Genomic DNA, 13,865 nt, shown 5'->3' with positions numbered 1-13,865 from the left:
CGTGACGGAACTGGACATGGTCCGGCCCACATCTCTTCTCTACTCTTGATTAAAAGAACCGGGGGCCAACGATCAGGAGTGGGTGCTGCATGACCGAGAGCCTCGACGAGCGCCGGGACGCCCTGCGTCGCCGGTTCCCCGTCTGGACCCCGATGACGTTGCACGAGCGGCTCGCGCAGCTCGCGGGCGAATTCGGTGAGCGCCCCTTCGTCATCACCGACGACCGCACGGTCACCTACGCCGAGACCGACGCCTGGTCGCGCCGTCTCGCCGACGGTCTGGCGGCACTGGGTGTCCGCCCGGGCGACCGGGTCGGGATCGTCATGGCCAACTACCTCGAGTTCGTGCCGCTGAAGTTCGCCGTTGCGCGGGCGGGGGCGGTCGCGGTGCCGTTCAACTACCTCTACCGCACCGACGAGCTGCGCTACGTGCTCGAGCAGTCGGCGTGCCAGGTCCTCGTGACGATGACCGGGTTCATGGGCCTCGACCAGCTCGGAATGCTCGACGAGATCGCCCCCGGGTGGGACCGCGGCGAGCAGACGGCGCTGCCGGAGCTGCGCGAGGTGGTCGTGCTGTCCACCGACGGGCGCACCCGCGACGGCGTCCGCTCCGTCGCCGACCTGGAGAGCCTGGGTACCGCGCACGCGGGTGCCGCCGACGGCCGTGGCGCCGAGCCGGGCGACGTCGCGGACATCCTCTACACCTCGGGCACCACCGGCTCGCCCAAGGGCGTGCTGATCACGCACGACGCGAGCCAGCGCACCGGCTACGCCTCCGCGCTGACCCGCGCCTTCGGGGACGGGCGCCGCATCCTGTTCTCGCTGCCCTGCTACCACATGTTCGGCTACGTCGAGGGCCTCATGGCGGCGATGATGGTCGGTGGCGCGATCGTCCCGCAGACCGCGTTCGATCCCGGGCGCTACCTCGAGGGCATCGAGCGCCACCGTGCCACGGACATCCTCTGCGTCCCGACGATGACGGTGGCCCTGCTCGAGCACCCGGACCTCGCCACCCGCGACCTCTCGAGCCTGCGCGCCATCCTCTCCGGTGCGGCGCCGGCTCCGGTGTGGCTGTGGGAGAAGGTCCGCGACGGCCTCGGGGTCGACGAGATCGTCACCGGCTACGGCATGACCGAGCAGGGCGGCGCCATGACCCTCTCGCTGCCCGAGGACCCGCTCGAGGTCATGGCGACGACGGTGGGCCGGGTCAAGATGGCCGGCGTCGCCGGAATCCCGGAGCGCGACGGCGACCTCACCGAGTTCCGCACGATCGACGTGTTCGACGGCGAGCCGTTGCCCGACGGGCAGGAGGGCGAGCTCACCGCGCGCGGGCCGACGAACATGCTCGGGTTCTGGGGCAAGCCCGAGGAGACCGTACTCGCGCTGTCCGACGACGGGTGGGTGCGCTCGGGCGACCTCGGCATCGTCCGCGCGGACCGCTACCTCGTGCTGACCGGGCGCAGCAAGGAGCTCTACAAGTCCGGCGGCGAGCTCGTGATGCCGAAGGAGGTCGAGGAGGTCCTCTCCCGCCACCCCGGCGTCAGCCAGGCCTACGCGGTGGGCGTGGCCGACGACCGGTGGGGCGAGATCGGCGTGGCGTGCATCGTCCGGAAGCCCGGCGCCGAGGTCGAGGCCGAGGAGCTGATCGCGCTGTGCAAGGAGCAGCTGGCGCGGTTCAAGGTCCCGCGCCGGGTCGTGTTCCTCACCGCCGAGGAGCTGCCCAGCACCCCGACCGGGAAGATCCAGAAGTTCCGGCTGGCCCGGATGGTGGCCGAGCGCGCCCCGGTGGCGGGCTGAGCCGCCGTCAGCCGTGGCCCACTGCTGACGACGGACGTCAGTGGTGGGCCACGGCTGACGCGGGCGACCTCAGATCGTCGCCGGGACCGGGTACCGGGCGGTGATCTCGGAGACCACGATCTTCGCCGTCTCGGCACAGGCGGTCGTGCCGCCGTTGGCGTACTGCTTCACGGCGTCGCCGACGTTCCACAGGTTCGGCACCGGCGTGGTGTGCGTGATGTCGAAGCCCGCCACGGCGCGCTGGGGCGGCCAGCCGTCGCGCCACACCGACGTCGAGAGGATACGGGCGTCGGCGAACCCGGGGATCTGCTCGTGCAGGTCCTGGTGCAGCAGCTCGGTCTCGGCGGCCTCGTCGAACGGACCGGTCGCGGGCTGGGGCACCGACGTCCCGTTGTAGAGGTGCCAACCCTCCGGCGCGGTCTCCGGGCAGGTGGCGGTGAAGTTCGCGACGTAGGCCATGCGCCGGGTCTTCGCGAACGACAGCAGGCCCGGTGCGTCGACCAGCGGCGTCCGGCTCGCGAAGTTGACGACGATCATCGAGCACGGCGTGGTGTCCACCGTCGCCACGTACTCCGCGGCGAGGCGCTCCCGCCCGACGAGGTCGGCGGTCGCGGCGGGCCCGACGTCGCTGACCGCGACCCGGCAGTCCACCTCGACCTGCTCGCCGGGGCGCGCGACGGTCACCCCGGCGACCGACCCGTCGTCGTGCAGGCGCAGGTCGGTGACCTCGCTGTCGAGCCAGACCTCCCCGCCGCATCCGACGACGACCTCGGCGAGCGCCTGCCAGATGCCGATCGTGCCCTCGGGGCAGAACCCGAACTTCTTGAAGGCGCTCTTGCGCGTGAAGTAGGTGAGGAACACCTGCGCGGGCAGCTCCTCGGAACTGACCGCGAACACCGACCCGCACATGTTGCGGAAGATGCCGTGCACGTTCTCGTTCGACGTGTAGCGCCGGATCCAGTCGGCGGTGGAGAGTGACCCGGTCGGCATCCCCTCGTCGGTGCGGGCGGCACCCAGCCCGTCGAGCAGCTTCGCGCCCTGCCGGGTGAGCTGGGAGAGCAGGAAGCCCCAGCCGCCGCCGGTCACGTCCACGTCCTTGCCGCCGATCCGATAGAGGATCGGCGGCTTCGGACGGCGGACGTCGAACCGCGCCCCGACCTCGGCGAACGTCTCCTCGGTGACACCGCCGACCTCGATGACGATCGCCCCGTTGTTCACGGTGAACCCGTCGATCACCTCGCTCGAGGCGCGGCCGCCGACGCGGTCGAGCCGCTCGACCACGAGCGTCCGGTAGCCCTGGTGCGACAGGCGGGCGGCAGCGAAGAGGCCGCCGGCCCCGGCACCGATCACGAGCGCGTCGAACCGGTGCTCCGGGTTCGCCATGGGTGTCCTCCTCGACCGCAGCATGTTTTAATCGAGATTAGAACAAGGGCTCGTCGAGCAGCAAGGAGGTCCGATGCGGACGTTCGCCGGGGTCGACGAGGTGCTCGCCGCGGTCGGGGAGACGCTCGGGCCGGGGGAGTGGGTGACGGTCGACCAGAAGACCGTCGACACGTTCGCCGACGCGACCGGGGACCACCAGTGGATCCACGTCGACCCGGAGCGCGCGGCGCAGGGGCCGTTCGGCGGGCCCATCGCGCACGGGCTGCTCACGCTCTCGCTGCTGCCGGTCCTGCTGGCCGGGCTGTACCGCATCGAGGGCGTGCGGATGGGTGTGAACTACGGCTTCAACAGGGTCCGCTTCCCGGCGCCCGTCGCCGTGGGGTCCCGGGTCCGCGCCACTGCCACGGTCGCGGAGGTGACTCCGCTGGACGGGGCCGTGCAGGTCGTGTTCGCCACCGTCATCGAGATCGAGGGCGAATCGAAGCCCGCCTGCGTGGTCGAGAGCGTCGGCCGCTTCTACGTCTGAGAACGGGAGGACCAGTGTCCGGAGTCGAAGGTCGCGTCGTCGCCGTCACCGGGGCGGGCGGTGGGCTCGGCCGGGAGTACGCCCTGCTGCTGGCCCGGCACGGCGCGCGCGTCGTGGTGAACGACCTGGGCGGTGCCCGGGACGGCACCGGGTCGGGCCACTCCGCGGCCGACGCCGTCGTCGAGGAGATCCGCGGTGCCGGCGGTGAGGCGGTCGCGAACCACGACAGCGTCGCCGACCCGGCGGGCGGCGCGCAGGTCGTCGCCGACGCGGTCGAGGCGTTCGGGCGCATCGACGGCGTCGTGGCCAATGCCGGGATCCTGCGCGACGGCGCGTTCCACAAGATGAGCGAGGCGGACTGGCAGGCGGTGCAGGACGTCCACGTCGGCGGCGCCTTCCACGTCGTCCGCGCGGCCTGGCCGCACTTCCGCGAGCAGCGCCACGGGCGCGTCGTCGTCGCCACGTCGACGTCGGGCATCTACGGCAACTTCGGCCAGGCGAACTACGGCACCGCCAAGGGCGGGCTGATCGGACTGATCCGCACGCTCGCGATCGAGGGCGCCCGGTACGGAATCCTCGCCAACGCGATCGCGCCGATGGCCGCGACCCGGATGACCGCGGACATCGCGCCGCCCGAGGTGCTGGAGAAGCTCGGGCCCGCGCACGTCGCGCCCGTGGTGGCGCATCTGCTCGGCGACGAGTGCACGGACTCCGGCGAGGTGATCGTCGCGGGTGGCGGGCAGGTCCACACGGTGGCCTGGTTCCAGTCGAAGGGCGTCACGTTCGCCGACGTCCCGACCCCGGAGCAGGTCACCGACCGCTGGGCCGAGATCACCGACCTCTCCGGCGCCACGCCCGGCGTCAACCCGGTGGGGTGAGCGCGTGCACGTCGGGATGGGGCTGTTCTTCCAGGGGCTGGAGCCCGGCCGCGACGACCACGACGTCGTGCGCGGCGGCCTGGCGCTCGCCGACCAGGCCGAGCCGCGCGGGTTCGACTCGATCTGGACCGCCGAGCACCACTTCACGCGCTATCACATGATGCCGAACCCGGCGCAGCTGCTGACCTATCTCGCGGGCCGCACGCGCACCGTCCGGCTCGGCACCATGGTCATGGTGCTGCCGTGGCACGACCCGGTCCGTGTCGCCGAGGAGATCGCCTGGCTGGACTCGGTGTCCGGCGGCCGGGTGCTGCTCGGCCTCGGTCGCGGGCTCGGCGCGATCGAGTTCGACGACTTCCGCCTCGAGATGGGGGAGTCGCGGCAGCGGTTCGTCGAGTACGCCACCGCGATCTCGGCGGCCTTCGAGTCCGGGGCGATCGAGCACGACGGCGAGCTCTACCGCCAGCCCCGCGCGGAACTGCACCCGCCGGCGTTCACCACGTTCCGCGGGCGCACCTACGCCTCGGCGGTGTCGCCGGAGTCCGCCCGCATCATGGCCGGTCTGGGTTATGGCCTGATGCTGATCGCGCAGAAGCCGTGGGAGGTCACGGTGCGGGAGACCGCGGAGTACCGCGAGCTCTACCGGTCGATCCACGACGAGGACCCGCCCGCGCCGGTGCTCGTCAACTTCACGACGATCGACCCCGACCCGGCCCGCGCGCGGGACCTGCACGACGAGTACGCCACGGCCTACGCCCGCTCGACGATCGAGCACTACGGGTTCACCGACCCGCGCCTCGAGACCGTGCCGGGCTACGAGTACTACGCCGGGCTGCGCCGGAACATCGAGAAGCACGGCCTGCCCGCGTTCAACCGGTTCCTCGCCGACCTGCAGATGGGCGGTACGCCCGACGAGCTGGTCGAGCAGACCGTCGAGCGGGTCCGTGCCCTCGACGCGGGCGGTGTGGTCAACCTGTTCGCCTTCGGCGGCATGCCCCAGCACGTCGCGCAGCGGGCGGCGGACGTCTACGCCGAGCAGGTGCTCCCGCGGCTCGCCGCGATCGACGTCCACCGCGACGTCGGGCTCACGGCTCAGAGGGCGTAGCCGCCGTCGACGTTGAGCGTCTGACCGGTGATCCAGCCGGCGCGGGCGGAGACGAGGAAGCGCACCGCCTCGGCCACGTCCTCCACCGACCCGAACCGCCGCAGCGCGAGGTTCGCGCGTGCCGTGGCGAGGAGCTCCTCGGTGTAGTCGCCGCGCGCCACCAGCTCGGACCACATCCCCTCGCCCTCGAGCAGCCCGACCCCGACGCAGTTCGCGCGCACGCCGTACCGGCCCTCCTCGGCGGCGATGCCGCGGACGGTGGCCGCCACCGACGCCTTGGGTGCCGAGGAGAGCATGTCCTTCTTCGAGTAGCGCTCCACCGCGGGCGTCACCAGCGCGACCATCGACCCCTGCGTCCCGCGCAGCACCTCGATGGCCGGGTGCAGCAGGTTGTAGGCGGCCACGGTGTCACCGAGGAGCTGGTCGCGGTACTGCTCCGGGGTGATCGTGGAGATGTAGCGCATCGGGATGTGCGGGCCGGCCGCGTAGACGACGGCGCCGAACGGTGCGGACCGGACCACCGCTGCGGTCGCGGCGGCGTCGGTCAGGTCGACCTGCGCGACGACGGCCCGCCGCCCGGCCGCCTCGACCTCACCCGCCGCGACCCCCGCGGCGTCGACGCCGTGCCGGTAGGTGAGGACGACGTCCCACCCGTCCTGCGCCAGTGCCCGGCACACCGCCCGGCCGATCCCGCCCGATCCGCCCGCCACCAGTGCCCAGGAACCGTCCACCCCCGTATTCTAATCTGTATGAGAATCGCGGGTCCGCTCTCCGGTGTCACGGTCGTCGAACTGGCCGGGATCGGTCCGGGGCCCTTCGCCGCGATGCTGCTCGCCGACCTCGGCGCCGACGTGATCCGCGTCGACCGGCCCACCGGCGCGGGACTGGCCCCGGCGCCGCCCACGGCCGACGTGCTGAACCGCGGGAAACGCTCGGTCGTCCTCGACCTCAAGCGTCCGGAGGCGGTCGAGGCCCTGCTGGCGCTCACCGCGACCGCCGACGTCCTCATCGAGGGCAACCGCCCGGGCGTCACCGAACGCCTCGGGGTCGGACCCGACGACGTGTGGGCCCGCAACCCGCGCCTGGTCTACGGCCGCATGACCGGCTGGGGGCAGGACGGGCCCTGGGCGCACACCGCCGGCCACGACATCGGCTACATCGCGCTCACCGGCGCGCTGCACGCGATCGGTCCGGCGGACGGTCCGCCCGTGCCGCCCCTCAACCTCCTCGGCGACTTCGGCGGCGGGTCCACCTACCTCGTCATCGGCGTCCTCGCGGCGCTCGCCGAGGCCGCGCGCACGGGCCGCGGGCAGGTCGTCGACGCCGCGATCCTCGACGGCGCCTCGCACCTGCTCGCCGCGATCCACGCCATGCTCGGCTCCGGCCGCTGGACCGACCGCCGCGGCGCGAACATGCTCGACGGCGGGACGCCCTACTACGCGGTCTACGCCACCGCCGACGGTGGACACATGGCGGTCGGGGCACTGGAACCGAAGTTCTACGCCGAGTTCCTCCGCCTGCTCGGCGTCGACGAGGACCCGGCCCGCCAGCACGACCGCGACCACTGGCCGGAGCTGCGCGCCACGATCGCCGCCGCGTTCGCGAGCCGCACGCGCGACGAGTGGGCCACCGTCTTCGCCGGCACCGACGCCTGTGTCGCGCCCGTCCTCGGACTCACCGAGGCCGCGACGCACCCCCAGGTCGCCGCGCGGGGCAGCGTCGTCGAGCACGACGGCCGCCTCCAGCCCGGCCCCGCGCCCCGCTTCTCGGGCCATCCCGTGGCCGACCCCGCGCCGTCCCCGGCGCCGGGTGCCCACTCCCGGGAGGTGCTCGCCGCGGCCGGCGTCGACGTGGACGCGCTGCTCGCCTCGGGTGCCGCCGTCCAGGCCTGAGCGTTCCCGACGTCGGGTCAGGTCAGCTCGCGGAGCTCGCCGGACGTCGCGAGCTCCGCGAGGCGGAACTTCTGCACCTTCTGCGTGGGCGTCAGCGGGAAGTCCTCCACCACGAACCAGCGGCTCGGGATCTTGTGCGGGGACAGCCGCTCCCGGCAGTGCGCGACGAGCTCGTCGCGCAGACCGGACCGTTCCTCCCGCACCCGCAGCACGGCCGCGACGATCTCCCCCGACCTGTCGTCGGGAAGGCCGAGGACCGCCGCCCCGACGACCGCCGCGTGGCTGACCACCACGTTCTCGATCTCCGGCGGGGCGATGTTCTCGCCCTTGCGGATGATCAGCTCCTTGAGCCGGCCGGTGAGGCGGAGGTGGCCGCGGTCGTCGAGCGCCCCGAGGTCCCCGGTGTGCAGGAAGCCGTCGGCGTCGACGGTCGCGGCGGTGGCCTCCGGGTCGTGCAGGTAGCGGAGCATCTGCTGGTACCCGCGGGCGCAGATCTCGCCCGGTTCGCCGAGCGGGACGACCTCGCCGTCGACCGGGTCGACGACCTTCACCTCGACGTGGGGCAGCGGGCGACCGACGGTCTCGAGCTGGTCGGTGCGGGCGTCGTCGGGGCGGGTGGCGGTGAGGACGGGAGCGAGCTCGGTCTGCCCGAACAGGTTGATCACGGAGGCCCCGAAGACGTCCTCGGCGGCCTGGATCATCGTGGGGGAGACGGTCGCGGCGCCACCCATCGCGGTGGTCAGTCGCGGGGCGGGCCGGTCGGCGGCGCGCTGGGCCTCGAGCAGGGCGCCGAGCACCGCCGGGACGTAGAACAGGACCGACGCCGCCTCGCGGTGGATCAGCGCGAGGACCGGCCCGGGCGCGAACTGCTCCACGAGCACCTCGGTGCCAGCGAGACACAGCGGGCCGAGGGTGCCGATGACGCACGCCGCCGTGTGGAACATCGGCAGCGGGTTCACGCACGCCGCGCCCGGCGCGGCCCGCGTGACGTGCATCGTCAGCTGCGCGACGTTGACCAATGACCGGTGGCAGAGCAGGACGCCCTTCGGGTTCCCCGTCGTCCCGGACGTGTACTGCAGCATCACCGGCGCCGACGGGTCGGCCGGCTCCGCGGCGACCACCGCGTCGTCCGCCGCGTCGGCCTTCCAGCGGGCGGTCTCGGCGAGGCTGATCGCGGTGACGCCGGGGAGGTCGCGGGCGATCGCCGCCATGTCATGGTCCCGGCTGCGGTCGGCGTGCAGCAGCACCGTCGCGCGCGAGTGGTCGAGGGCGTACTCGAGCTCGCGCCGGCGCAGGACCGGGTTCAGGGCCACGAGGACCACGCCCGCGAGCGCGGCGCCGTACTCGATCACCGGCCACTCGACGACGTTCGGCGCCCACAACGCGACCGGCTCCCCGGGCTCGACGAGGCGGGCGAGGGCGGCGGCGACGCGGCGGGCCTCGTCGAGCAGTTCGGCGTAGGTCAGCCGGACCTCGGTGCCGTCGCCGTGCCGCGTGCCGACGAGCGCGAACCGGTCGGGGTGCTCGGCCGCCCGACGGACGAGCAGGGCGCCGACGGTCTCCTCCCACAGCGGGGGCGTGGTGTCCGCGGGGCGGTACGAGGTCGTGAGGGCCATCGTCGGCTCCTCACCCGCGCCGCAGGTCGCGGAACGGGACGTCACGGTCGGTCTGCGGCTCGCGGGGCAGCCCGAGCACCCGCTCGCCGAGGACGGTGCGCTGGATCTGCTCGGTGCCGCCGGCGATCGAGAGCGACGGCGCGTAGAGCTCGCCGTAGGCCCACAGCTCGCCGTCGGGGTCGGCGGGGTCCCACGCGACGGCGTCCGGTCCCGCGACCTCCAGCGCGAGCGCGGCGACCTGGGTGGCGAGCCGTCCGGCGGCGAGTTTGCCGATCGACGCGAGGGCGCCCGGGTCCCGCCCGACGCGCACGTCGCCCGCGACACGCCGGGCGAAGAGCTCCACCTGCTGCTGCATGACGTAGGCGTCGGCCACGGCCCTCCGGACGAAGGGGTCGCCGGTCCGGCCGGTCCGCCGCGCCAGGGCGACGACGGCCTCGAGCGTGACCGGCGAGCCGATCGGGCTGTCGGCGAGCGCCGCCCGTTCGTTCATCAGCATCAGCGTGGCCGCGCGCCAGCCCTCGTCGACCGCGCCGACGACGTCCCCGGGCCCGACCCGGACGTCGTCGAGGAACACCTCGTTGAACTCGGCGTCGCCGGTGGCCTGCCGCAGCGGGCGGACCGTCACCCCGGGCGCGGCCATGTCGAGCACGAACATCGTGATGCCGCGGTGCTTGGGCTTCCCGGGGTCGGTCCGGGCGAGCAGGAGGCCGCGGTCGCTCTGGTGGGCGTAGGTCGTCCACACCTTCTGCCCGGAGACCCGCCAGCCGTCGCCGTCCGGGGTCGCACGGGTGGCCAGCGCCGCCAGGTCGGACCCCGCGGCGGGCTCGGAGAACAGCTGGCACCAGACCTCGTCGGCCCGCAGGAGCGGCGGCAGGTACCGCTCCCGCTGCTCCGGCGTGCCGAGGGCGAGCAGCACCGGACCGCACATGCCGAGGCCGATGGTGAACAGGGCGGAGAACGTCTCGAACCCGGCGGCCTCCTCGTCGAAGGCCGCCCGGAACTCCGGGCCCAGCCCGAGTCCGCCGTACTCGGCCGGCCAGGTGATCCCCGCCAGCCCGTGCTCGGCCAGGGCGTGCTGGTGGACCCGGGCGGCGGCGACGTAGTCGCCGGGGGCGCGCGACCGGCTCGGGGCGTCCTCGTGGCGGCACCCCTGGCGGGCGAGGAAGTCCGCCGCGCGGCGGCGGAAGGCGGGCACGGTCTCGGTCACGACGCGGCCCTCGCCAGGCCCGCGTGCTCGGCGAGACGGTCGGCGTCGTCGGCGGGGGACCCGAAGAGGACGGCGGAGGCACGGGCCCGCCGGAAGTACCGGTGTGCGTCGTGCTCCCAGGTGTAGCCGATCCCGCCGTGCGCGCGGATCGCGTCGCCGGTGAGCCGGACGAACGCGCGCGTGCAGGCCACGTGCGCGGTGCGCGCGGCCGCGTCGAGCTCCGGGGCGGTCGTGGCGGGGTCGGCGGCCAGCGCCACCGCGTGCTGCTGGGCCGACCGCGCCAGTTCGAGCTCGACGAGCATGTCGGCGAGCAGGTGCTTCACGGCCTGGAACGACCCGATCGGCCGCCCGAACTGGACGCGCTGCGTTGCGTACGCCGTGGACATCTCCAGCACCCGCTCCGCGCCGCCGATCTGCTCGCAGGCCAGCAGGGTGACGGCGAGGGCGGCGATCCGGTCGGGGTCCGCGGCGATCGTGCGGCGGGGCGCGTCCGCGAGGTCGAGGTGGGCCTGACCGCGCGTGAGGTCCATCGTCGTGAGCGGGGTCCGGACGACGGACGCGAGCTCGACCACCGTGACCGTGCCGGCGGTGTCCCCGACCAGCACGAGCACGTCGGCGACGTCGCCGTCCACGACGTGGCGGCCGTCGGAGGAGAAGGACACGGTCGCGAGGCGGTCGCCGCGGACGACCGGGCCGACGTCCTCCCCGCCGGCCGCGAGCGCGAGACCGGCCAGCGTCGTCGTCAGGAAGGGGGAGGGGAGGTTGGCGCGGCCGACCTCCTCGGCCACGACGGCGAGCTCGACGGGCCCGTAGCCCGAGCCGCCCTGCTCCTCGCCGATCGCGAGACCGGCGACGCCGAGCTCGTCGCAGAGCCGGCGCCAGAGCGCCCGGTCGTACCCGTCGGCCCGGGGGTCGGCGGTCCCCAGCAGACCGCGCACCGAGGCGCGCAGCTGCTCGTGTTCGGAGGCGTAGAGCGGCACGCCTTTGAAGCTAGACTAAAAACGAGTGGCCGAACAAGGCCGCGTCCGCCGAGCCGGAGGGGGTCCGTTCGCCGCCGCCGGGAATGATCGCGTTGCCCCGAGCGCGCCCGCGGATGACGCGTCCGGCGCAATTCCGTCCGGATCGGTAACCGAGCAGTACCGCTGAGCGAGGGAATTCGTTGTCGGGCCAGTCAGGACGAAGCCACCGTCCTGTCCGACGTCACTCGCTCCCCGCTCCGGAGGCATTCATGATCATTCTGGGCATCATCCTCATCGTCGTCGGCTACGTGGCACCCGTGCCGGCCTTCGTCGCCACCATCGGCTGGATCCTGCTGGTGGTCGGCCTGATCCTCACCGTCCTCGGCGCCGTCGGGCGCGGGGTGGGTGGCCGCAAGACGTACTTCTGATCGCGCGTCGCGGGCCCACCCCTGGGGTGGGCCCGCGGCCGATCGGTACGCAGGGGAAGGCACGGACCGGCTGTCTGCTCAACCGGCCCGTGCTCCGGTCCCCGGAATACCCCGGCCGACGCCATTCCATGGCGGGCCATCGAATTCTCGCGGTCAGATCTCCTGGCCGTTGCGCTCCACCGGGCCGGCCGGCCACGCGTCGAGCGGGGCGAGGACGGGCAGCAGCATCCCGTTGCGCCGGTCGTGCTCGGTCCGGTGGTCGATTCCGACCGAGCACAGGTCGGTGTCGGCCAGCGCGACCCAACCCGAGCGTGCGTAGAACGGACGCAGGTCGGGGTCGCAGGTGAGGAAGCCGTAGGGCGCGGCGAGCTGCACGAGGGTCCGGCGCACCACGTCGAGGAGTGCGCCCCCGAGGCCCTCGCCCTGGTGCCCGGGGTGCACGGCGACGAGCCCGACGTCTCCGACGAGCTGCGAGTGCCCGCCCGCGCGCAGGAAGCGCCGCACGACGCCCGCGTGGGCCACCAGCTCGTCGCGCTGCCACCCGAGGACGCGCAGCTCGGGGCGGGCGCCGGCCCAGCTGTGTCCCGGCGTGAACACCGTGGTGGTGGCGGCGTAGCTGCGCGCCAGCAGCGCGCCGACGACCTCGTGGTCCGCCGGGCCGAGGTGGGTTTCCCACGCGAGCTGCCACTGCGTGCTCGACGTCCCCGTCACCCGGCTCCCTCCGCCCGTCCGGCGCCCGAGCCTACTCGCGGAAGGAGGAAAGGTCCGGTCAGGCGGGAGCGAAAGGTCCGGTCATTCAGCCCGCCGCGGGAGGTGCGGGGAAGGTGACGGCGCTGTAGATCAGCGGCAGCTCGCCCGACCGTGGTCCCGCGGGCGGCTCGGCGACCAGGGCGTCCGGTGTCACGGTGCCCTGCCAGGTGAAGGTGTCGATCTCGAACGGCAGGTTGGTGGCCGTGAGGGCCTGCGTCGAGTCCATGAGCTGGAAGTGCAGGTGCGACTCGCTGGTGTTGCCGGAGTTCCCGGTGCGCGCGATCTCCTGGCCCCGCCGCACCCGGTCACCCACCTTCACCCGTGGCGACCCGGTCTTCAGGTGGGCGTAGAACGCGTACGCGCCACCGCCGATGTCCAGGACGACGCGGTTGCCGCCGAGGTCGGACACCGCGAGCGGCAGGAACTGCCCGGGCTGCGCCTCCGGCAGTCCGCCCTCCACCGCCACGACCGTGGCGTCGGCGACCGCGAGCACGGGCTGGTCGAAGGTGAAGTAGTCCTCGTTGCGGGTCCGGTCGCCCCGGACGGTGGCCTGGGTCCCGGCGGCCAGGTCGACGATCGGCCGGGCGGTCAGGTCGAAGCGGGACCAGTCGACGGCGTAGCGCTCGCCGCCGTTGATGCGTCCGCCGAGCGGCACCATCGCGCCGCGGTGCGGGGAGAGCTCGCAGCAGGCGTTCACCGCGACCCAGTCGGGTCCGGTCAGCGGAGGCCCGACGACCCGCGGTGCGGGCCCGTCGATCCGCACCGGTCCGGTGATCTGCTCGCTCTGCGCGGGGAAGCCCGAGGCGAACTCGGCCTGGTTCGGGGGGAGCGGACCGTAGGTGGCGCGGACCCGGTGCACGACGGCGGCGGGCACCGCCTCCCGGGTGTCGTAGGCGTCCTCGAGGATGAGGAGTGCGGTCCGCCCCGCCGGGACCTCCGTCGCCGGGGCCGGGGGCAGCGTGTAGTCCCCGAGGACCAGCGTGCGGGCGACGACCTCCGGCCCCGAGATCGCGCCGACCACCCGGCCCGTCGGGCCGTCGGCGAGGGACTCCACGGAGGTGACGGTCGCCGCGCGGGGGCCGGCGTTGAGCACCTGCAGTTCGTAGACGACGTGGAAGCGGCCGTCGGTCCCGCGCACCGGCGACGGCGACTGCGGCACCGGCGTGATCACCAGCGGTTGGAACACCGGGGGGTCCGGCGGCCCGGGCCGGACCGGCACCGCCACGTCCCCGGTGGACGGCGCGCCCGGAGCGCAGGCGGCGAGGAGCGCGAACGCGGCGAGGACGGTCGCGAGACGAGCACCACGCATGGTCGGCTCCGGGCGG

General features: G+C 73.6%; 13 protein-coding genes. 6 read left to right on the top strand and 7 right to left on the bottom strand.

Annotation, left to right across the window (positions count from 1 at the left end; translation table 11 throughout):
- Positions 1 to 89 precede the first annotated feature (89 nt).
- Complete coding sequence (locus LN037_RS25625) at positions 90 to 1,796, top strand: class I adenylate-forming enzyme family protein (RefSeq protein ID WP_230758826.1); 1,707 nt, start codon at positions 90 to 92, stop codon at positions 1,794 to 1,796.
- 69 nt (positions 1,797 to 1,865) lie between these two features.
- Here LN037_RS25625 and LN037_RS25620 read toward each other — a convergent pair whose 3' ends face one another.
- Complete coding sequence (locus LN037_RS25620; RefSeq protein WP_230758823.1) at positions 1,866 to 3,179, bottom strand: phytoene desaturase family protein; 1,314 nt, start codon at positions 3,177 to 3,179, stop codon at positions 1,866 to 1,868.
- Positions 3,180 to 3,252: 73 nt separating this feature from the next.
- Here LN037_RS25620 and LN037_RS25615 point away from each other — a divergent pair, with 73 nt between their 5' ends.
- Genes LN037_RS25615 through LN037_RS25605 form a run of 3 tightly spaced genes read left to right on the top strand, consistent with a single transcriptional unit; the run spans position 3,253 to position 5,688 of the window.
- A complete protein-coding gene (locus LN037_RS25615) occupies positions 3,253 to 3,705 on the top strand; it encodes a MaoC family dehydratase (RefSeq protein WP_230758821.1) in 453 nt (150 codons plus the stop codon).
- Between the two features lie 14 nt (positions 3,706 to 3,719).
- On the top strand, positions 3,720 to 4,583 hold the full coding sequence (locus LN037_RS25610; protein WP_230758820.1) for an SDR family oxidoreductase: 864 nt from the start codon (positions 3,720 to 3,722) through the stop codon (positions 4,581 to 4,583).
- 4 nt (positions 4,584 to 4,587) lie between these two features.
- Positions 4,588 to 5,688, top strand: coding sequence for an LLM class flavin-dependent oxidoreductase (locus LN037_RS25605; RefSeq protein WP_230758818.1), 1,101 nt, complete (start codon positions 4,588 to 4,590; stop codon positions 5,686 to 5,688).
- On the opposite strand, the gene LN037_RS25600 is transcribed toward LN037_RS25605, so the two are convergent.
- Positions 5,676 to 6,419: an SDR family NAD(P)-dependent oxidoreductase gene (locus LN037_RS25600; RefSeq protein WP_230758816.1), complete on the bottom strand. Its 744-nt coding sequence runs from the start codon at positions 6,417 to 6,419 to the stop codon at positions 5,676 to 5,678. The genes LN037_RS25605 and LN037_RS25600 overlap by 13 nt on opposite strands.
- A gap of 18 nt (positions 6,420 to 6,437) precedes the next feature.
- Between LN037_RS25600 and LN037_RS25595 the strand changes: the two genes are divergently transcribed.
- A complete protein-coding gene (locus tag LN037_RS25595; protein WP_230758812.1) occupies positions 6,438 to 7,580 on the top strand; it encodes a CaiB/BaiF CoA transferase family protein in 1,143 nt (380 codons plus the stop codon).
- Positions 7,581 to 7,597: 17 nt separating this feature from the next.
- Here the strand turns inward: LN037_RS25595 and LN037_RS25590 are convergent, their stop codons facing one another.
- Genes LN037_RS25590 through LN037_RS33880 form a run of 3 tightly spaced genes read right to left on the bottom strand, consistent with a single transcriptional unit; the run spans position 7,598 to position 11,383 of the window.
- On the bottom strand, positions 7,598 to 9,196 hold the full coding sequence (locus LN037_RS25590) for a class I adenylate-forming enzyme family protein (RefSeq protein WP_230758809.1): 1,599 nt from the start codon (positions 9,194 to 9,196) through the stop codon (positions 7,598 to 7,600).
- A 10-nt stretch (positions 9,197 to 9,206) separates the two neighbouring features.
- Positions 9,207 to 10,403, bottom strand: coding sequence for an acyl-CoA dehydrogenase family protein (locus LN037_RS25585; RefSeq protein WP_230758806.1), 1,197 nt, complete (start codon positions 10,401 to 10,403; stop codon positions 9,207 to 9,209).
- A complete protein-coding gene (locus tag LN037_RS33880; RefSeq protein ID WP_230758803.1) occupies positions 10,400 to 11,383 on the bottom strand; it encodes an acyl-CoA dehydrogenase family protein in 984 nt (327 codons plus the stop codon). Before LN037_RS33880 ends, LN037_RS25585 begins: the two co-directional genes overlap by 4 nt.
- A gap of 248 nt (positions 11,384 to 11,631) precedes the next feature.
- On the opposite strand from LN037_RS33880, the gene LN037_RS25575 reads away from it, so the two are divergent.
- A complete protein-coding gene (locus LN037_RS25575) occupies positions 11,632 to 11,790 on the top strand; it encodes a DUF6131 family protein (RefSeq protein WP_230758801.1) in 159 nt (52 codons plus the stop codon).
- A gap of 153 nt (positions 11,791 to 11,943) precedes the next feature.
- On the opposite strand, the gene LN037_RS25570 is transcribed toward LN037_RS25575, so the two are convergent.
- The gene (locus tag LN037_RS25570) at positions 11,944 to 12,501 is read right to left on the bottom strand and encodes a GNAT family N-acetyltransferase (protein WP_230758798.1); all 558 of its coding nucleotides are present in this window, start codon (positions 12,499 to 12,501) and stop codon (positions 11,944 to 11,946) included.
- Positions 12,502 to 12,586: 85 nt separating this feature from the next.
- The gene (locus LN037_RS25565; protein WP_230758795.1) at positions 12,587 to 13,849 is read right to left on the bottom strand and encodes a M23 family metallopeptidase; all 1,263 of its coding nucleotides are present in this window, start codon (positions 13,847 to 13,849) and stop codon (positions 12,587 to 12,589) included.
- Between the last annotated feature and the right edge of the window lie 16 nt (positions 13,850 to 13,865).

Origin of the sequence: Actinomycetospora soli (assembly GCF_021026295.1) — a bacterium.
Classification (GTDB): Bacteria; Actinomycetota; Actinomycetes; order Mycobacteriales; family Pseudonocardiaceae; genus Actinomycetospora; species Actinomycetospora soli.
The sequence above is the reverse complement of the archived record's forward strand: the minus strand, read 5'-3'. Positions and strand labels throughout refer to the sequence as shown.